Below are 19,875 nucleotides of genomic sequence, written 5' to 3'. Positions count from 1 at the left end.
CGATGCGATTTCGGAAGTACCTCGTCAGGAGCTGGTTCTCGTGGTCGATCGTCTTCATGGGGATTCTCTCCTATATGTGGCTCGGTATCGGGACGTTTGATTGGTCGTTGTTTTGGTTCATCTTTACGCTCGGTGCCCTGTTCGTGATGAATCCGCTCAAGCGGCGGCACTTACACTTCACGTTCCATGAGATGTTTGTCTTTATGACGTTCTTCTTGTACGGTCTGCTCCCGGCCTTATTGATGGGACAGCTCCTGCTGCTCACATTCCAGGCCCGGACGTTCGCGAACAAAGTCGGGCGGCGACGATTTTTACATTTCTACCCGCTCAATACGTTGATTGAGGCGATGTTGCTCGTCTTACCAGGACTCGTCTACTTGCGGCTCGGCGGACAAATTGGTCCGAACGTCCATCTGCTCGAGCAAGGTACGGCGCTACTCGGTTTCTTCGCGATCTTGTTCCTCGTCCTCGGATTCAGTTTCCTCATGTCGCGGTTCTTGATCGGGGAACGGATTCCGCTCCCGATCATGTGGCGTCTGCTCCGATTCGACTGGCTCGTCATCTCGCTCGAGCTATTGTTCACGATGGTCGCGATCGAGGCGTTCCAACTGTTCGGCTACACCGGCCTGATGGCGACGTTCCTCATTCTGTCGCTCCTCAAGATGGGGCTGTCCAAAGCGACGGAGACCGAGGAGACGCAGTCGAAAATCGACCAAGTCGAGCGTTTGAAAGAACAGCTCTACCGAGTCGACAACGAACAACTGCTCATCGAGAAGTTTTGGAACGGGTTAAGAGAAGTCGTCGAACTTGAACGCGGCTGGTTACAAGTCAATCGAACCGGCGACCGCACGTTCTATGACGTCAGCGGACGAAAGTCAAAACCGATTGCCGACGCCTTTACGCTCGAACGGCATCGGGATGCGGAAGAGCCGTACTTCGTGTACGATTCGCTCCATGAGTGGCATCCCGACCTGCAGGCACAACAGACCGAGTTACATCATTCGGCCCTCGTCATCCAGCCCGTTTCGAGCACGACGAACGCGGTCAGTTGCATGATTTCGACGACAGCGAACGGCGCGTATGAAGGGGCGATCGCCGTCGAGATTCATCGACTGTTGAAAACATTGTCCTGGTCACTCGAACGGATTGACGAGCGCAACCGGCTCCAGCATGAGAGCCTGACCGACCCGATGACCGGACTGCCGAACCAGCGGGCGCTCAAACGTTGGACGAAGGAGCGGTTGAACGACATCGCCTCGTATCCGTTGTCTGTGTTCTTGGTCGACTTGGATCATTTCAAGGCGATTAACGATACGTATGGCCATGCGTTCGGGGATGAAGTGTTAATCGAGGCCGGGGCGCTGTTCAGTCGTCTCGTCCGAAGCGGTGACCTCGTTACTCGATATGGCGGCGAGGAGTTCGTGTTCGTCTTTCCGCGCATGAACGAGGCGGCCGCGCTCGTGACGGGAGAGAAGATCCGCCAAGCGCTCCGCGCCCATCCGTTCGGCTCCGAAGGGATCCGCGTCCAAGTGACGGCGAGCATCGGCATCGAGACGAACCACGAGTACGACGACCTCGACACGCTACTCCGCCACGCCGACCGCGCCATGTATGTCGGTGCAAAATTCAACGGCCGGGACCGTGTCGCCCATTATCGCGACACGTCGACGGAACGGATTCAATGATGATGAAGGAGAATCTCGAGCATCGAGATTCTCCTTTACTTATGTTCCGCAATGACTAGAGTCGTACAGACATGAAGCTTAATCAGTTTCTATAATTTGAGGTTAGGCTGTAACGCAAGTGAGATGTGTTCGGATTCGCTACCCAAGGCAGGCGCCCGAACTCCTAGGGGAGAGCGATGCAAGGATGACCCCGTAAAGCGCCCCAGGAACGGAGGGTGCCGGCTGAGGTAGCATTCATCTATAATCAAGCAATCCATTGTTAACGCAATAAAGGAGGACACCGGATACCCGGCGTCCTCCTTATGAATGAAAGATTATAATTTCTGATTGAAAATTTCTGACTCGACCGCGTGAATCGCAGCCGACCATGAACCGTAACGATGAAGAATTGCTTTCGTGGATGGTTTGTTGTTCCGTTTTGCCCATTCGCGATACGCTTCGAAGGAAAGAGAGAAGCCCATCTCGTGAATCGCTTCACGGAGTGCGGTGGAAAGCTCTGATTTTGAGTACGTCACACTCGCTTCAAGTCCGGCTTCGGCGCAGGCGTCATGCCACGAACCGAACGTCTTGACGATATGGTAATGGCTCGGAGCTTTCGGATGGAGCTTGCGCCATTCCTGATACTTTTTGAGCGTGATAATCGATCCCATGTCGCGCGAGTAGAGGGCGAGTGTCTCGATGATATCTTCACGCGTGTATTTTGGCATTTTGTCCGGGAGATCGACAGTCGCCTCTCCGTGCCATTCATAGCCGGCGATTGCAAGCGCCTCGGCCCATGACCCGAACTGTCGGATAATCGACTCGGGAGATGGCCAGCTTTGTTCCATCGCGAAGCGACGATACACAGAGCGTCGTGGACGTTCCTTCAACAAGTCGCCGAGCAGTCGAATACAGTGAATCATCCTCTGCTGTTCGGTGGACAAGTGGTGGGATTTAGTGGATAGCGTTTGACTCAATGGTGGTTCCTCCTTCCATGGACTCATATCTGAACCGACAAAGATGACGAAGTTGCTTCTACAATCATACTATCGGCCAGTTTTTACAATTTATAAGTGCATTGTTCAAGTTTTTTTAAACCGATTTTATGAACGGATAGGTCTAAAGTCCTGTTTATACTTTGAAAAAATGGTAACAGTTCTATTACAAATTTAATATTAAATGGGTTCAATTGTAAACAAAAAGTTTTATCGTGGCTAATATGTAATAATCTGTACGAAAAAGTACCCAACTGGCCAATGGGGTCATCACCGTCGCACCAGTTGAGTACTCTTCTATAATAAATTTAATTTTCAGACTAATCAAATGAAAGTTTTGAAAATAACGATTTTTTTTTGAAAGGGTGGTCAGTGAAACGAACGGTCTGCTAAAATAATGGAATTGATGTAAATAAGAAAAGAGGATATTACGATATGACAATATGGTTATTTTATCTCCTACTCGGCTTGATTCAAGGGTTCACTGAGCCGATTCCAATCTCATCAAGCGGTCACTTGGTCATCTTCCAAGAGCTGTTTGATATCCAATTACCAGGTCTCTCATTCGAGATTTTCGTGAACTTTGCTTCACTGCTCGCTGTTTTGACGATTTATCGGCAGGACGTCGTCCGTCTCGTCGTCAGTCTGTGGACGTTCTTGTTTAAAAAGGACCGCAGTGACGAGACGATGGTCGACGTCAAGTTCATTGGTCTCTTGCTCGTCGCCACGGTCCCAGCCGGTGTGCTCGGCGTCCTGTTCGGCGATTGGATTGGCGAGAAGCTCAGCGGCGTCGCCACGGTCGGTTATACGCTTATCCTGACCGGGGTCGCGCTCTGGTTCATCCGGAATATGCGAGGGAATAAAGGAGACGGCGGCATCACGCTCCGCGACGCCATCTTGATCGGTCTCGCCCAAGCGGTCGCGCTCATCCCGGGCATCAGTCGTTCCGGGGCGACAATCGTCATGGCGATGTTGCTCGGCATCAAGCAAGAGTCGGCGCTTCGCTTCTCGTTCTTCCTTTTCATCCCGATCAGTCTCGGGGTGACGATTTTAGATGGACCGGAGTTGTTCACGAATCCAGAGACACGTGATTTGTTCGGACCGCTCATCTTGGCGTTCATCGCCTCGTATGCGCTCACGGCCATCTCGCTCAAATGGTTCCAACACATCATGGCGAAAGGCGAGCTCAAATACTTCTCGTTCTATTGCTGGATTGTCGGACTCCTCGTCGTTTTATTCTTGGCTTGATTTACAAGGCGCTGCTCATACGAGTGGCGCTTTTTTTGCGCATTTCGTTTTGCCATCCATTTATTTTTGCGCTAAAGTGGAAACGTACAAACAAATATTCCTTCGGGGTCGGGTGAAAGTCCCAACCGGCGGTGATGGGCGCGAGCCTTAAGTCCGTGACCCGGGCGCACGTGTGCGAACGGTGGATCTAGTGCGATTCTAGAGCCGACAGTATAGTCTGGATGGGAGAAGGAAACATGACAGGTCCATGCGACCTGTAGTTCGTCGTACGTTTTTCTGTAAAGAAAACGCTTATTTGGCTTGCCCAAATGACGATGAACGGCTCCCACCGAGACCTTGAGGATCATTCCTTGAGGTCTTTTTGTTTGTACGAAACAAGGAGGGAGATTATGCAACAGTACATGCAACAAGCCATCCAATTGGCCAAATCCGCCTCATCGACCGGCGTCAATCCGCGTGTCGGAGCCGTCATCGTCAAGGACGGTCGGGTCGTCGGGTTCGGCGCCCACTTGAAGGCGGGGGAAGCGCACGCTGAAGTGCACGCCATCCGCATGGCCGGGGCCGCCGCCTATGGCGCGACGATGTACGTCACGCTCGAACCGTGCTCACATCATGGCAAGACACCGCCGTGTGCCGATTTAGTCGTGGAGTCGGGCATCAAGCGGGTCGTCATCGCGATGAGCGATCCGAATCCGCTCGTGGCGGGACAGGGCATCGCTCGATTGAAAGCGGTCGGGATTGAAGTCGAGGTCGGACTGCTCGAGCGTGAGGCACGAGCGCTCAATGTGTCGTTCTTGCGTTCGCTCGAGACGAGACGGCCGTACGTCATCTTGAAGACCGCGACGAGTCTTGACGGCAAAGTCGCCCTCGATACTGGTGACAGCAAGTGGGTGACCGGGACAGAAGCGAGACGGGACGTCCATGAACTGCGGTCGACGGTCGATGCGATCTTGACCGGTGTCGGCACCGTGCTCGCCGATGATCCGGCCCTCACCGTCCGGCTCGACCGCGAGACGATGCAACCGCTCCGGGTCGTGCTCGATCGTGAGTTGCGCACGCCGCTCTCGAGTCAGCTCGTCCGGACGGCGAACGATGTGCCGGTATTGCTCTACACGACGTCCGACGATCGAGTGAAGCGGGACGCGTTCACACAACGCGGCGTTGAGCTCGCCGATTACACGTCGCTCGACGCTGTGATACAAGACGTCTACGCACGCGGCATCGGTCGCCTGCTCGTCGAAGCGGGACCGACGCTCGTCACCTCGCTCTTGGACGGACAGTTCGTCGACGAGTGGGTCATGTATCAGTCGCCACGCGTGTTCGGTGGCAAGGGCGGTTTCTACCGCTCGCATCATGACGGTCCGCTCGATGTGATCGAGCGGTATGACGTGCAATCGGTCGAGACGGTCGGCACCGACATCAAGCTCATCATGCGAAAGGAGGAGTCCGATGTTCACGGGAATCGTTGAAGAAATCGGCAGTGTGAAAGCAGTGAAACGGAACGGGCCATCCCTCCGGCTCACGCTTGCCGGGAAGGTCGTGCTTGAGGATGTGAAACTCGGTGACAGCATCTCTGTCAACGGTATCTGTCTCACGGTGACGACGTTCGACCGTGACAGTTTCTCGGTCGACGTCATGCCGGAGACGCTCAAGGCGTCGAGTCTCGACGGGGTCCGCCCCGGCACGAGCGTCAACTTGGAGCGGGCCATGCCCGCGAACGGACGCTTCGGCGGTCACTTCGTCTCGGGTCACGTCGACGGCGTCGGGCGCATCGTCAAAAAACGGTCGCTCGCGAACGCCGTCTATGTCGACATCAGCTGTGAGCCATCGCTCCTCCGCTATATCGTCCCGAAAGGTTCGATTTCGGTCGACGGGACGAGCTTGACGGTGTTTGACGTGACGGAACGCGGATTCACGTTGTCGCTCATCCCGCACACGTACAGTGAGACGGTGCTCGGGATGAAGCAGGCCGGGGACGCGGTCAATTTGGAATGTGACATGTTGGCTAAATATATGGAAAAACTCGTAAGTCAAAAACCGGTGACGCTCGAATCATTGGCGTCGCAAGGGTATGGAAAGGCGGGATGGTAATGTTCCACTCGATTAAAGAAGCAGTCGAAGACTTGAAGATGGGACGACCGATCATCGTTGTCGACGATGAGGACCGGGAGAACGAAGGGGACTTCGTCGTCCTCGCGGACAAGATGACAGCGGAGACGATGAACTTCCTCATCACGGAAGGGAAAGGGCTCGTCTGTGCCTCCCTCGCCGAAGAAGTGGCCGTCCGCCTCGATTTGCAGCCGATGGTCGCGAACAGCACCGATCCGCACGGGACGGCGTTCACGGTCAGTGTCGACCACGTCGATTCGACGACGGGCATCTCGGCGAGCGAACGGGCCCATACGGTGCGCGAACTCGCGAACATCAACGCCCGCCCGGCCGATTTCCAACGTCCGGGACATATCTTCCCGCTTATCGCGAAAAAAGGTGGCGTCTCGGTCCGACGCGGACATACGGAGGCGTCGGTCGATTTGGCGCGCCTCGCCGGAAGTGAACCGGTCGCCGTCATCTGTGAGATCATCCGCCCAGACGGCGAGATGGCCCGAGTGCCGGACCTTGAACGCGTCGCGGAAGCGCACGATTTAAAATTCATCACGATTGAGGCGCTCGTCCGCTATATGGAGACGGACCTCGTCGAACGGGAGGCGGACGTCTCGCTCCCCTCGGTAAAAGGGGACTTTCGATTGATCGGCTATCGGAACGTCCTCGACCGGGAAGAACACGTCGCGCTCGTCAAAGGTGAGCTCGAACATGCGCCGCTCGTCCGGATCCATTCCGAGTGTCTGACCGGCGACGTCTTCGGCTCGTATCGTTGCGATTGCGGGCCACAGCTCGATACCGCGATGGCGAAAGTGGAAGCCGAAGGCGGTGTCATCTTGTATATGCGTCAAGAAGGGCGCGGCATCGGTCTGCTCAACAAGTTGAAGGCGTACGAACTGCAAGAACAAGGGCTTGATACGGTCGAGGCGAACGTGGCGCTCGGACTTCATGCCGATTTGCGCGATTACCGGGTCAGCGCGGCCATGCTTCGTGACCTCGGCGTCACGAACGTCCGGCTCATGACGAATAACCCGGAAAAAGTCGATGCCTTGGAAGCGTGCGGCATCACCGTCATCGAACGTGTCCCAATTCTCGTCGGCGCCCATGCGGCGAACGAGAAGTACCGAATGACGAAACAACAAAAAATGAACCACTTTGGAGGAGAAAAATCATGATGCATACATTTGAAGGAAACTTGGTTGGAAAAGGCTTGAAAGTCGGAATCGTCGTCGGACGGTTCAACGATCTCATCACGATGCGCTTGCTAGATGGGGCGAAAGATGCGTTAAAGCGCCACGGCGTCGAACAAGACGACGTCGAAATCGCGTTCGTCCCTGGAGCGTTCGAACTCCCACTTGTCGCGAAGAAGATGGCGATGAGCAAGAAATATGATGCCGTCATCACACTCGGTGCCGTCATCCGTGGGGCGACACCACACTTCGACTACGTCTGTAATGAGGCGGCGAAAGGCATCGCCCAGGCGAGTTATCAGTCAGAAGTACCGGTCATTTTCGGCGTCTTGACGACAGAGACGATTGAGCAAGCAATCGAGCGAGCTGGAACGAAAGCCGGGAACAAAGGGTGGGAAGCGGCAACATCGGCCATCGAGATGGCGAACTTGATGCGCGCGTTTTAATTGGACGGGGAGAGCGAACCAGCTCTCCTCTTTTTTTGTCGTTAGCGACGCATGCGTCCCGGGAAAAGGATAGGGTGGAAGGAGACGATGGTGATGTGGGAATGGGTGGCTCAACTGAGCCCAGCCATGCAGGCGTTGCTCGTGACGATGTTCACGTGGGGGATGACCGCGCTCGGGGCGGCCATCGTCTTCATGACGAAGTCGATTAACGAGCGGTTGATGGACAGCATGCTCGGGTTTGCCGGCGGTGTCATGATTGCGGCCAGTTTTTGGTCACTCCTCGCCCCGGCCATCGAAATGGCGGAACAAGACGCGATGCCGGCTTGGTTTCCGGCCACCGTCGGTTTTTTAGCGGGCGGTCTGTTTTTGGCGGTCGTCGACAAATTGATTCCGCACGTGCATCCGACGTCTTCCCTCAAAGAAATGGAAGGTTTCCGTCCGCAGAAACGGAAGCGTAGCACGTTGCTCGTCTTGGCGATCACGCTGCATAACATCCCGGAAGGACTGGCCGTCGGCGTCGCCTTCGGGGCGGTCGCGGCCGATTTCCCGTCCGCCTCGCTAACGGGTGCCATCGCCTTGGCCATCGGCATCGGCATTCAAAACTTTCCGGAAGGTGCCGCCGTATCGCTCCCGCTCAGACGGGACGGGCTCTCCCGGCGCAGAAGTTTTTTCTACGGTCAGTTATCGGGCATGGTCGAACCGGCGGCCGCACTGGTCGGCGTTTGGGCCGTGCTCGTCATGGAGCCGCTCTTACCGTTCGCGCTCAGCTTTGCCGCCGGGGCGATGATTTTTGTCGTCGTCGAAGAAGTGATCCCGGGGTCGCAAGAGAATGGGCATAAAGATATGGCGTCGATGGCGTTGATGCTCGGCTTCACGATTATGATGATTTTGGACGTGGCGTTAGGATAAGCCACAGAAAAGGAGCGGTGACATGTGCGTCATCGCTCCTTCTTTCAGATCAACGCCAAAACGACGTGTGACCGGCCTTATCTTCGATATTGAACGCGATGATGTCACGAAGCAAATCGTAGTCGACGGCTTGGGTCCACTTGATGCGGAACAGCTGCTTCGTCTGCGTATAGCCCGCCTCCCGGATTCGCATCTGGAACACCTCGAGCGGGACGGCCTCCGGCGCGACGGCAAAGTGTGCTTTGGCCACACTGAAGGCGATGATGAACGTCCCGTGATCGGTGAACATCGGCTGATTCCAGGCGATGCGCTCCTCGAGGTGCGGGAATGTCTCCCGGACCCAAACGAATATGTCGTCCAGTTTGGCACGATGTTCCGGGTCGTCAATCGTTGCTAAAAAATCGTCAAACGTCTCCATGAGAATCCTCCTTTGGTGAAAGAAAGCCCGACTCAGATGAGCCGGGCTGATGGATTAAAACGTCTCAGACGTCGTTTTTGCTTGCATGTGGAGCTGGATGTAATCCGGTCCGCCTGCTTTCGAGTCTGTACCTGACATGTTGAACCCGCCGAACGGCTGATAGCCGACGATGGCGCCTGTGCAACCACGGTTAAAATACAAGTTCCCGACGTGGAAGTTCTGACGCGCGTACTCTTGGTTCGAGCGGTCACGCGTGAGGACGGCACCCGTCAAGCCGTATTCCGTGTTGTTGGCGATGTCGATCGCTTCTTTGAAGTCTTTCGCTTTCGTGAAGGCGACGATCGGTCCAAAGATTTCTTCTTGCATGAGACGTGCTTTCGGCGCGACGTCAGCGACGACCGTCGGCTCGATGAAGTAGCCTGTCGAGTCGTCGGCTTTACCACCGGCGACGATTTTGCCTTCTTCTTTGGCGACGTCGAAGTATGATGTGATCTTTTTGAACGCGGCCGCATCGATGACCGGTCCCATGAAGTGTTCGTTTTGCTCCGTGTTGCCGACCGAGAGTTCGTTCGTCAATTCGACGACGCGGTCAAGTACTGTGTCATACACGCTGTCGACGATGACGGCGCGCGAACAAGCCGAACATTTTTGACCAGAGAAGCCGAACGCCGATTTGACGATTGACTGGGCCGCGAGTTCGAGATCCGCTGATTCGTCGACGACGATTGTATCTTTTCCGCCCATCTCTGCGATGACGCGTTTGAGCCAGATTTGGCCGTCGTTCAATTTCGACGCACGCTCGTTGATGCGCAAGCCGACATCACGTGAACCTGTGAAGCTGATGAAGCGTGTCTTCGGATGGTCGACGAGATAGTCACCGACTTCTGCGCCTGGTCCTGGGATGAAGTTGAGGACGCCTTTCGGAAGGCCTGCTTCTTCCATGACCTCGACGAATTTCGCAGCGACGATCGGTGTCGTCGATGCTGGTTTCAAGAGGATCGTGTTACCAGCAACGATAGCCGCGACGGCCGTCCCTGCCATGATCGCGAACGGGAAGTTCCAAGGGCTGATGACGATCCCGACCCCGAGTGGGATGTAGTCATAGCGGTTGTATTCGCCCGGACGGCTCTCGACTTTTTTACCTGGTTTGAGCTCGAGCATTTGACGTGCATAGTATTCCATGAAGTCGATCGCTTCTGCTGTATCCGCGTCCGCTTCGTTCCACGGCTTGCCTGCCTCTTTGACGAGGTAAGCTGAGAACTCGTGCTTGCGCTTGCGGACGATGTTCGCCGCTTTGAACAAGACGTCGGCACGGACGGCCGGATCGACATGGCGCCATGAGTCGAACGCTGTGAGCGCTTCTTGCATCGCACGCTCAGCGAGCTCTTGGTTCGCTTTCGAGACGTGACCGATGACTTCTTCTTTATTGGCCGGGTTGTAAGACGTGATTTTGCCTTCCGTCGTAACTTTCTCCCCACCGATTACGAGCGGATAGTCTTTTCCGAGCTCACCGTTGACTTTCTCGATCGCCGCTTGGATGGCTGCGGCGTTCTCTTTGTTTGTAAAGTCTGTGAATGGTTCATGTTTGTATGGAATCATTCTCGTTCCCCCTTAAAAGTGATCGTATATTGAAGCGCTTACGTCTGTATTGTATCGAAAATCGTGGTGAAATCCTAGTGAAACAATTTTCCAGAAAAGCGTGTCGTTTTCGCTCGAAATCGAGTCGTGGTAGGATGAGGGTACAGGACGACTTGCGAAGGGAATGATTGAATGAACAAGTGGATGATGCCGCTCGCGCTGACCGTGTTGCTCGCGGGATGCGGGACGGTGGACGAAACGCCGACGGAAGAGGCGGCCGAAGAGACGAAAACGCCGCTCCCGGAAGCGGTCGAGACCTTGTATACGTCATACCAACAAGCGCTCGAAAACGGTGATGCGGCGGCACTCAAAGCCATCGACTATGCGGGCGAGTTGACCGACATCCCGGCGACCGGTGCCGAGATGCGTGGCCTCACGCCGGGCGATATGTACGAGAGCTGGGTGAACGAGGACGGGGACGTCGCGTTCATCGTCCATGAGATGGAGGACGCGGACGGCAATGAACTGCCGAACCGACTCTCGAAAGTCGCTATCAAAGAAGGGGAGGACTGGAAACTCGTCGTCACCCCGGCTCTTATCCCGGCCGACGTGATTGGGGAAGTCGGCGACATGTTGACGGGAATCGAGGCGAACGAGTACGGCGTGAATGCAGAAGCGAACGCCCGTCTCGCCGAAGTGCCGGAAGACGAGGCTGGCCCGATTTATGACCAAGTGAACGCCCAGACCGACTACGTCGCGCTCGAGGCCGACAATAACGTCTTCTTGCTCATGGCCGAGACGCTCACCGTACCGGAGAACCAAGACACGATGGCCGACTATTTCGAGGCGTACCGGACGTGGTATACCGACAATGAGGCGGCACTTAAAAAGGCCGCTGCAACAGAAGACCCGGTCGAGTATCTCGAAGCGCTCGAACCGCTCAAACAAAAATTAGAACAAGCGATCGACGGTTATGACGAGAATCTCGTCGACCCGTCGTTCGGATAAGGAGGAAATAACATGTTAGCACCGACATTCACATTACCGAACCAAAATGGGGACATGATCTCGCTCGAGGACTACCGGGGCCAGAAAGTCGTGCTTTATTTCTACCCGAAGGACGCGACACCGGGTTGTACGACCGAGGCATGTGACTTCCGCGATGCGACACCGCGATTGAACGGGGCCGTCGTCCTCGGCATCTCGGCCGACAGCCAGAAGAAGCACCAAAACTTCATCGCCAAACATGAGCTGCCGTTCGATTTGCTCGTTGACGACACGCATGAGGTGTCGGAGCTATACGGCGTTTGGCAATTGAAAAAGAATTACGGGAAAGAGTACTATGGCATCGTCCGTTCGACGTTCCTCATCAACGAGGACGGCTATATCGAACAGGAATGGCGCAGTGTGAAAGTGAACGGACACGTCGACGAGGTCGTCGCGGCGCTCACGACATGAAACGAGACGGCTTCCAAAACGGGGGCCGTTTTTTTGTGCGCCTCGCATTACAATTTTATTTCAAATACTAAATTCAGAATCAGGTTAAGATAAAGCGCAAAAGTGGTATATTACAAAAATATTACACGACATCGGACCGGATTAATGCCTTGTCAACTTGACGAAGTTGAGAATGTTCTGAAAAATATGAAGGGACGGTGAACACCAGATTTACATAGGGGGCAGAGTAGCATGGAAAAGTTTGAAGCGGTCCTGACGAGTTTATCCAACCTCGTCTGGGGGCCACACTTATTGATTCTATTGATTGGGACGGGCGTCTATTTGACGTTCCGGCTCGGCTTTATCCAAGTGACGCGGCTCGGATACGGTTTGAAAGAAGCGTTCATCCCGAAACAGAAAACGGGAGCGGAAGCGGAGAAACAGAAAAAGCAACGTGGTGACATCTCTCACTTCCAGGCGCTCATGACAGCGCTCGCGGCCACGGTCGGGACCGGGAACATGGTCGGCGTCGCGACGGCGGTCGTCCTGGGGGGACCGGGCGCCATCGTCTGGATGTGGCTCTCCGGTTTCATCGGGATGGCGACGAAGTACGCCGAGGCGATTCTCGCCGTCAAATATCGTGTCGTCGATGAACGGGGCGAGATTGCCGGCGGACCAATGTATTACTTGGAGCACGGTTTGAAGAAGAAGTGGCTCGGTATGACGTTCGCCTTGTTCGCTGCGATCGCCGCGTTCGGTATCGGCAACGGCGTCCAGACGAACTCGATCAGTATGGCGCTCAATACGTCATTCGGGATTCCGATGCTCGTAACGGGTATCGTGCTCATGGTGCTGACAGGATTCGTCATCCTCGGTGGCGTCAAATCAATCGGGAAAGTCGTCGGTGTGTTCGTACCCGTCATGATTATCGGTTATGTCGGGGGCGGACTCGTTATCCTCGTCATGAACTTCGAGTTGATTCCGTCGGCATTCGCGACCATCTTCTCGAGCACATTCAGTGCGGAAGCCATCGGCGGTGGGGCGCTCGGTGCCGCGATTCGATACGGGGTCGCACGTGGCGTATTCTCGAACGAGGCTGGCCTCGGCTCGGCACCGATCGCAGCAGCCGCCGCGAAGACAGATTTCCCGGGACGGCAAGCGCTCGTCTCGATGACGCAAGTGTTGATTGATACGCTCATCGTCTGTTCAATCACCGGGTTGACGATTGTCATGAGCGGCCAGTATACGAGCGGGCTGCAAGGCATCGAGTTGACGCAAGCGTCCTTCGCGTACTTCCTCGGTCCGATCGGGGAATTGATCGTCACGATTTCACTCGTCTTCTTCGCTTTCTCGACGGTAATCGGCTGGTGTTATTATGGGGAACGGTCGGTCTATTACTTGCTCGGCGAACGGTCGATCGTCCCGTATCGTGTCGTCTATATCGTCGTCGCCGGACTTGGTGCGATGACGACGAACTTGAACTTGATTTGGGCCATCTCGGACGTCTTCAACGGACTGATGGCGATTCCGAACTTGATTGGTCTCTTGTTCTTGTCGGGTGTCGTCGTCGCCGAGACGAAGCGTTTCGAGCTCGAACGGCAAAAAGAACTGCGGCAAGCCGCTTAACCAAAAGGAAGCATCCTCAGGCGAGGACGCTTCCTTTTGTCATACTTTGAATTGACCGATCAACGCGTTCAACTCATCCATCTTTTGTTGGGAGATCTCGGTGACACGGTTCAATTCGCTGAAGCGGTCGACAGACATCGTGACTTTCTCGGCGATCTCCTGCGTGCCGAGCGCGCCGTTGTTGACCGTGACAGCCACGTCTTGGATGACCCCGATCATATTTGACGTCAACTGCTCGAGTTCGACGGCGGCCTCGGCGAATTCTGAGGCGGTCGCTTCGAATCGGCCGGCGTCCTCACTGTAATGCTCGGCCGCCTCCTCGAGTTGGTCATAGTCTTTTAACACGTTCGTATCGAGGAAATGGAGCATCTCGCTCGACGTATCGTTCAAATGGTCGACGGAGTGGAGCACGGTCGTCGAGATGGCTTGAATCCGTTCGACGGTCGTCCGGCTCGTCTCGGCGAGTTTCCGAATCTCATCGGCGACGACGGCGAACCCGCGTCCAGCCTCGCCAGCCCGAGCGGCTTCGATCGAGGCGTTCAAGGACAGGAGGTTCGTCTGGGCGGCGATGTCTAAAATGTCGTTCGTGAGTGTCGCGATTTCCCGGACGGCTTTGGCGTCATGCATCGCCTTTTCTAAATTGACGCGCGTCGACGAGAGGACGTGGAGCGCGGACGCTTTCGCCTCGACGGCATGGTCGCGCAGCGCTACGGCGCGGGCATCGACTTGCTCGGCCTCGGCTTTTCGCTCGGCGGCCATCGTCACGATGTTATGCAGTGTCCGTTCCATGTCAGAAGCCGACGCGTTCATCTCTTGGGCGCTCGCGGCCGTCTGTTGCATCCCGGCCGTCAAGTCCTCGGTCGTGGCGGCCGTCGTCGTCATGTACGTGTCGAGCTCGCGCAACTCATCATACATGCGACTTGACTGTGCGGTCACCCCGTGAGACACACCGTTCACTTGCAAAATCAATTGGCGAAGGTTGGCAAGGAATTGGTTGAAGTCACGGGCGAGTCCTGAAAACTCATCGCGGCGCTTCATCGGGATGGCCGTTGTCAAATCGCCTTGGCTCGTGGCCAGCTCCCGCATCTTCACTTTGAACTCGTTTAATGGCTCAAAGATGGAGCGGAAGATGAATACCATCATCAGCACCGTGAAGATGACGGCAGCGGCCATGATGATCATGAGTGTGAGCTGGACTTGTTCGAATAGTGCCGCACCGGATTCCGTGTCAGACCGAATCTCATCGCGGTTCAAGTTGACGAGCAGACCAAGCGTGTTTGACAAGGCGTCAGCGCTTGGTGTCGCCGTGTCCCGGAAGTAGGCGTCGGCCGCGGCTTGCCCGTCCTCGTTCGAGACGCGCACCAACTCATCGATGTTCGTCTGGAATGACGTCCATTGGGTCGTCGCTTGATCGAACAATTCCTGATCGGCCTGTGTGATAATCGTTGACTCATATCCAGTCATTTGTTGTTCGAGAATCGTGACGGCTGTCTGCAAATCACGCTCGATGTTTTGCTTCATCACCTCGTCCTCGACCAAGGCGTGGCGCGTCATATGGCGACGAATCTCGAGCAACTGTTTGTCGACTTGATGGATTTGGTCCATCCCTGGCACCCACGAGACGGTCATATCTTGTTGGGCGGCCTTGGATGCATTCAACGCATAAAACGAGTAGCCGCTCACCCCGAGCAACAACACGAGCAAGACGGTGAACGCGACGATCAGTTTATTACGGATTGACATAGGAATCCCCCTCGAAAAAATAATGCTTCTTTCTAAGCATAATGAGATTAGGGGACGGACCGAATAGGTGTTTTTGGAAACGAGTCAATATTACGAGGACATTCCCTAAGTTTTCAAAAAAGACATCAAGATTGGCGAGATGGGATTTTCTTTTTTGTCTTATAAAAAAGTGGTATGATAATGGACGATGTATTGAAAACTGTTGGAGGTGGAACCTTTGGCTCGAATCACAGAAGCTGAAGTTCGGCACGTCGCCGGACTCGCCCGACTTGCGATCACAGAAGATGAAGTGACGCACTTCACGGAGCAATTGACAAAAATCCTCGAGTTCGCCGAGCAACTCGATGAACTCGATACGACGGGCGTCATCCCGACGACCCATGCCCTAGATTTGAAAAACGTACTACGCAAAGACGAGGTTCGTCCTTCACTTCCACGCGAGGAAGTCGAACGGATGGCACCTGATTGGGAGAACGGCCAAGTCCGTGTCCCAGCGGTCTTTGAATAAGGAGGCCCTTCATGAGTTTATTTGATCACGGTGTAGCCAAGCTGCATACGCTTATAAAAGAAGGCGAAGTCACGGTATCCGACCTCGTCAAAGAATCATTTGACCGCATCGAGGCGACCGACGAGAAAATCGGTGCCTTCTTGACGCTCAACGAAGACGCGTTCGAACAGGCGAAACGGATGGACGAGCTCGCCAAGACCTCGGACAACCCGCTCTTCGGTTTGCCAATCGGCGTCAAAGACAATATCGTCACGAAAGGGACACGCACGACGTGTGCCTCGAAGTTCCTCGAGAACTTTGTCCCGGCCCATGACGCGACGGTCGTCGAGCGTCTCCATGACGCCGGTGCCGTCACAATCGGGAAGTTGAACATGGACGAGTTCGCGATGGGTTCATCAAACGAGAACTCGGCGTTCAAAGTCGTCCGTAACCCGTGGGACCCAACGCGCGTACCAGGCGGTTCGTCAGGCGGTTCAGCGGCAACGGTCGCGGCCGGCCAAGTCCTGTTTAGCCTCGGCTCGGATACGGGTGGCTCGATTCGTCAACCGGCGGCCTATTGTGGCGTCGTCGGGATGAAACCGACGTACGGTCTCGTCTCACGTTACGGCCTCGTCGCATTCGCCTCGTCGCTCGACCAAATCGGTCCGCTCACACGTACGGTCGAAGATAACGCCTACTTGTTGAACGCGATTGCCGGTCATTGCGACATGGACTCGACGTCAGCAACGGTCGACCTTCCGGATTACACGAAATCGCTTCACGGCGACATTAAAGGCATGAAGCTCGCGCTTCCAAAAGAGTTCATGGCCGAAGGTGTGTCAGACGGTGTCCGCAAACAGATTGAAGAAGCGGTCGAGACGCTCAAGTCGCTCGGTGCGACGGTCGAGACGGTCTCGCTCCCGACGGTGAAATATGCGCTCCCGACATACTACTTGCTCGCGTCATCAGAAGCGTCTTCGAACCTCGCCCGGTTTGACGGCATCCGTTACGGACGCCGCGCCGAGGCCGATGCGCTCGAAGAAGTGTTCACGTATTCGCGCGAACAAGGTTTCGGAGAAGAAGTGAAACGCCGCATCATGCTCGGTACTTATGCACTCAGCTCGGGTTATTACGATGCGTTCTATAAGAAATCGCAACAGGTCCGCACGCTCATGAAGCAAGACTTCGCGAACGTGTTCGCCGACTACGATGCGATTATCGGACCGACTGCGCCGACGGTCGCGTTCAAACTCGGTGACCAGCTCGAAGATCCGCTCACGATGTATGCCAACGATATTATGACAATTCCGGTCAACTTGGCGGGCATCCCGGCCATCTCGGTACCGGCTGGCTTGTCAGAAGGCCTCCCGGTCGGTTTACAGATCATCGGGAACCATTTCAGTGAACCAACACTCTACCGCGTGGCCCATGCTTTTGAACAAGCAAACGGCGGTTTCAAGATGCCACAGCTCTAAGGAGGACGTACGATGAACTTTGAAACGATCATCGGGATCGAGGTGCACGCCGAGCTGAGCACGAAGTCGAAGATTTGGTGTGGCTGCTCGCGCACATACGGTGCCGAAACGAATACACAGACGTGTCCGATTTGTCTCGGACACCCGGGCGTCTTGCCTAAATTGAACGAAGAGGCGGTCAATCTCGCCATCAAGGCCGCGATGGCACTCAACTGCGAAATCGCGACCGACACGAAATTCGACCGCAAGAACTATTTCTATCCGGATACGCCGAAAGCGTACCAAATCTCGCAGTTCGACCAGCCGATTGGTTTCAACGGTCACGTCGACGTCGAAGTCGACGGTGAGATGAAGCGGTTCCGCATCGAACGCGTCCATCTCGAGGAAGATGCCGGGAAGATGAACCACACGGGCGAGAAACACTCGGTCGTCGACTTCAACCGGACTGGGTCACCCCTCATCGAGATCGTCAGTGAGGCCGACATGCGCTCACCGAAAGATGCCGTCGCGTATCTCGAGCGCTTGAAAGAAGTGCTCTCGTTCGCGGGCGTCTCGGACGTCAAGATGGAAGAAGGGTCGCTTCGTTGCGACTGTAACATCTCGGTCCGTCCATTCGGTCAAGAGCCGTTCGGAACGAAGACGGAGCTCAAAAACTTGAACTCGTTCTCGAACGTCTTGAAGGCGCTCGAGTATGAGGAAGACCGTCACCGCAAACTGCTCATCACGGGCGGCGTCATGCGTCAAGAGACGCTCCGTTTTGACGAGGCAGCGAAGAAGACGATCCTCATGCGTGTCAAAGAAGGAGCGGCCGATTACCGCTACTTCCCAGAGCCGGACCTCGTCCGTCTCGAAATCGATGAGGAATGGAAAGAACGCATCCGCGCCACGCTTCCGGAACTTCCGGTCGCACGTCGCGAACGTTATATGAACAACTACGGCTTGTCGGCTTATGACGCCAAGGCGCTCACGTCGACGCGGGAGTTCTCGGACTTCTTCGAAGCGACGACTGCGGCCGGTGCCGAACCGAAAGCGGCAGCGAACTGGCTCATGGGCGAAGTGCTCGGTCACTTGAACAAATCGGATGATACGATCGAGACGATAAAATTGACACCGAGCTCGCTCGCGGAGTTGATTCGTTTGATTGGAGAAGGTACAATTTCTTCGAAGATCGCCAAACGCGTGTTCACAGCCATGATCGAAGAAGGCGCCGAGCCGAAGGCGTACGTCGAAGCGAACGGTCTCGCCCAAATCTCGGACGAGAACTTGCTCCGCGGCTACATCCTTGACTTGTTCGAAGCGCATCCGCAGATGATTGAAGACTTTAAGAACGGGAAAGACCGTGCCAAAGGCTTTATCATCGGGCAGATCATGAAGCAGACGAAAGGGATGGCGAACCCGGCACTCCTCGATGGCTTGTTCCACGAAGAGATCGCCAAACGCTAAACAAGCGGCGAGGCACTTGTGTCTCGCTTTTCGCTCGACTTGAGCATGGGGAGAGAATAGTATGCAACGAAAACGCGCACGGGTCATCTATAACCCGACATCTGGAAAAGAAGTGATCAAACGGGAACTCCCGTACATTTTGAACCGCCTCGAGGATGCGGGTTATGAGACGTCGACGTACGCGACGAAAGCAATCGGCGACGCGACGCTCGAAGCCGTTCGAGCCGCGGAGGCCGAGTTCGACTTGATTATCGCGGCTGGTGGGGACGGGACGCTGAACGAGGTTATCTCGGGACTCGCCCCGCTCGACACGCGTCCGACGATCGGACTCATCCCAGTCGGAACGACGAACGACTTTGCCCGAGCGATGCGGATTCCGCTCAACGTCGTCGGTGCCCTCGACGTCATCTGTGACGGTTTCGAGATGCCGGTCGACCTCGGTGAGATTGAAGGGGAGACAGGGGATATCCACTACTTCATCAATATCGCCGGTGGCGGCATCATGACGGAGCTGTCGTACGAGGTGCCGTCGAAACTGAAGACGGCGCTCGGTCAGCTCGCCTATTACGTCAAAGGGATGGAGAAGCTTCCACTCATCAAGCCGACGTATATCGAGCTCGAGCACGACGAGGGCACGTTCAGCGGCGAGGTCATGATTTTCCTCACGTCGAACTCGAACTCGGTCGGTGGCTTCGAGAAGATTTCACCACACGCCTCACTGAACGACGGACTGTTCGACTTGTTCATCTTGCGCAAGTGTAACTTGTTCGAGTTCATCCACGTCGTCCGTTTGCTCCTCCGTGGTGAGCATTTGTCGAGTCCGCTCGTCGAGCACGTCAAGACGGGACGCGTCAAAATGAAGACGACGACGGAACCGATGAGTCTCAACATCGATGGTGAGTACGGCGGCGAATGCACAGGCGAGATGCGGAACTTGTTCCGTCACTTGACGGTGCTCGCGCCGAACGCGCGCATCCGTGAGATGGAAGACTTGAACGCCCAGTATGAACGCGAACAGATGATTAAACAGCTGTTCAACGTGTCAAACGAGAAAGCAGAATGAGTCGGCTCGGCGTGGCGCACACGCCGAGCTTTTCGTTCGCTTGGAACGGGTAT

General features: G+C 55.3%; 18 protein-coding genes and 1 riboswitch. Of the genes, 14 read left to right on the top strand and 4 right to left on the bottom strand.

Annotated features, from left to right (window positions below):
• Positions 1-2: 2 nt before the first annotated feature.
• Positions 3-1,685, top strand: a complete 1,683-nt coding sequence (locus KNP95_RS03210; protein WP_214835402.1) for a GGDEF domain-containing protein — start codon at positions 3-5, stop codon at positions 1,683-1,685.
• 314 nt (positions 1,686-1,999) lie between these two features.
• On the opposite strand, the gene KNP95_RS03205 is transcribed toward KNP95_RS03210, so the two are convergent.
• Positions 2,000-2,641: a homing endonuclease associated repeat-containing protein gene (locus KNP95_RS03205; RefSeq protein ID WP_235045171.1), complete on the bottom strand. Its 642-nt coding sequence runs from the start codon at positions 2,639-2,641 to the stop codon at positions 2,000-2,002.
• Between the two features lie 453 nt (positions 2,642-3,094).
• On the opposite strand from KNP95_RS03205, the gene KNP95_RS03200 reads away from it, so the two are divergent.
• The 6 genes from KNP95_RS03200 to KNP95_RS03175 all read left to right on the top strand — a co-directional run bounded on the left by KNP95_RS03200 (position 3,095) and on the right by KNP95_RS03175 (position 8,552).
• A complete protein-coding gene (locus KNP95_RS03200) occupies positions 3,095-3,907 on the top strand; it encodes an undecaprenyl-diphosphate phosphatase (protein ID WP_021066475.1) in 813 nt (270 codons plus the stop codon).
• Positions 3,908-4,001: 94 nt separating this feature from the next.
• Positions 4,002-4,144: riboswitch (FMN riboswitch) on the top strand.
• A 152-nt stretch (positions 4,145-4,296) separates the two neighbouring features.
• On the top strand, positions 4,297-5,376 hold the full coding sequence (gene ribD / locus KNP95_RS03195; protein ID WP_214835398.1) for a bifunctional diaminohydroxyphosphoribosylaminopyrimidine deaminase/5-amino-6-(5-phosphoribosylamino)uracil reductase RibD: 1,080 nt from the start codon (positions 4,297-4,299) through the stop codon (positions 5,374-5,376).
• Positions 5,357-5,998, top strand: a complete 642-nt coding sequence (ribE, locus tag KNP95_RS03190; protein ID WP_214835396.1) for a riboflavin synthase — start codon at positions 5,357-5,359, stop codon at positions 5,996-5,998. The genes ribD and ribE overlap by 20 nt, the downstream gene beginning before the upstream one ends.
• The gene (ribB, locus tag KNP95_RS03185) at positions 5,998-7,182 is read left to right on the top strand and encodes a 3,4-dihydroxy-2-butanone-4-phosphate synthase (RefSeq protein WP_214835394.1); all 1,185 of its coding nucleotides are present in this window, start codon (positions 5,998-6,000) and stop codon (positions 7,180-7,182) included. The genes ribE and ribB overlap by 1 nt, the downstream gene beginning before the upstream one ends.
• On the top strand, positions 7,179-7,643 hold the full coding sequence (ribH, locus tag KNP95_RS03180; RefSeq protein WP_021066479.1) for a 6,7-dimethyl-8-ribityllumazine synthase: 465 nt from the start codon (positions 7,179-7,181) through the stop codon (positions 7,641-7,643). Before ribB ends, ribH begins: the two co-directional genes overlap by 4 nt.
• Before the next feature lie 93 nt (positions 7,644-7,736).
• On the top strand, positions 7,737-8,552 hold the full coding sequence (locus tag KNP95_RS03175) for a ZIP family metal transporter (protein WP_214835392.1): 816 nt from the start codon (positions 7,737-7,739) through the stop codon (positions 8,550-8,552).
• Positions 8,553-8,601: 49 nt separating this feature from the next.
• On the opposite strand, the gene KNP95_RS03170 is transcribed toward KNP95_RS03175, so the two are convergent.
• Positions 8,602-8,970 (bottom strand): iron chaperone, encoded by a 369-nt coding sequence (locus tag KNP95_RS03170; protein WP_214835390.1) that lies wholly within the window; start codon positions 8,968-8,970, stop codon positions 8,602-8,604.
• A gap of 54 nt (positions 8,971-9,024) precedes the next feature.
• A complete protein-coding gene (pruA, locus tag KNP95_RS03165) occupies positions 9,025-10,569 on the bottom strand; it encodes an L-glutamate gamma-semialdehyde dehydrogenase (protein ID WP_021066482.1) in 1,545 nt (514 codons plus the stop codon).
• 171 nt (positions 10,570-10,740) lie between these two features.
• On the opposite strand from pruA, the gene KNP95_RS03160 reads away from it, so the two are divergent.
• From KNP95_RS03160 to KNP95_RS03150, 3 genes are all read left to right on the top strand, one after another.
• Positions 10,741-11,556: a nuclear transport factor 2 family protein gene (locus tag KNP95_RS03160; protein WP_214835388.1), complete on the top strand. Its 816-nt coding sequence runs from the start codon at positions 10,741-10,743 to the stop codon at positions 11,554-11,556.
• A gap of 12 nt (positions 11,557-11,568) precedes the next feature.
• On the top strand, positions 11,569-12,006 hold the full coding sequence (gene bcp, locus KNP95_RS03155; RefSeq protein WP_021066484.1) for a thioredoxin-dependent thiol peroxidase: 438 nt from the start codon (positions 11,569-11,571) through the stop codon (positions 12,004-12,006).
• A gap of 231 nt (positions 12,007-12,237) precedes the next feature.
• The gene (locus KNP95_RS03150; protein WP_214835386.1) at positions 12,238-13,611 is read left to right on the top strand and encodes an alanine/glycine:cation symporter family protein; all 1,374 of its coding nucleotides are present in this window, start codon (positions 12,238-12,240) and stop codon (positions 13,609-13,611) included.
• A 39-nt stretch (positions 13,612-13,650) separates the two neighbouring features.
• Here the strand turns inward: KNP95_RS03150 and KNP95_RS03145 are convergent, their stop codons facing one another.
• Positions 13,651-15,354, bottom strand: a complete 1,704-nt coding sequence (locus KNP95_RS03145; RefSeq protein ID WP_214835384.1) for a methyl-accepting chemotaxis protein — start codon at positions 15,352-15,354, stop codon at positions 13,651-13,653.
• Positions 15,355-15,571: 217 nt separating this feature from the next.
• On the opposite strand from KNP95_RS03145, the gene gatC reads away from it, so the two are divergent.
• From gatC to KNP95_RS03125, 4 genes are all read left to right on the top strand, one after another.
• Positions 15,572-15,862 (top strand): Asp-tRNA(Asn)/Glu-tRNA(Gln) amidotransferase subunit GatC, encoded by a 291-nt coding sequence (gene gatC / locus KNP95_RS03140; RefSeq protein ID WP_021066487.1) that lies wholly within the window; start codon positions 15,572-15,574, stop codon positions 15,860-15,862.
• Between the two features lie 11 nt (positions 15,863-15,873).
• Positions 15,874-17,316 carry an Asp-tRNA(Asn)/Glu-tRNA(Gln) amidotransferase subunit GatA gene (gatA, locus tag KNP95_RS03135; protein ID WP_021066488.1) on the top strand — a complete coding sequence of 481 codons (1,443 nt, stop codon included), beginning with the start codon at positions 15,874-15,876 and terminating at the stop codon, positions 17,314-17,316.
• A 12-nt stretch (positions 17,317-17,328) separates the two neighbouring features.
• Positions 17,329-18,759 carry an Asp-tRNA(Asn)/Glu-tRNA(Gln) amidotransferase subunit GatB gene (gene gatB, locus KNP95_RS03130; protein WP_214835382.1) on the top strand — a complete coding sequence of 477 codons (1,431 nt, stop codon included), beginning with the start codon at positions 17,329-17,331 and terminating at the stop codon, positions 18,757-18,759.
• A gap of 61 nt (positions 18,760-18,820) precedes the next feature.
• Positions 18,821-19,822 carry a diacylglycerol kinase gene (locus KNP95_RS03125; RefSeq protein ID WP_214835380.1) on the top strand — a complete coding sequence of 334 codons (1,002 nt, stop codon included), beginning with the start codon at positions 18,821-18,823 and terminating at the stop codon, positions 19,820-19,822.
• Positions 19,823-19,875: the final 53 nt, after the last annotated feature.

The sequence above is a fragment of the Exiguobacterium sp. s36 genome (assembly GCF_018618345.1).
GTDB lineage: Bacteria > Bacillota > Bacilli > Exiguobacteriales > Exiguobacteriaceae > Exiguobacterium > Exiguobacterium chiriqhucha.
This window is presented reverse-complemented; position numbering and strand designations above follow the sequence as displayed.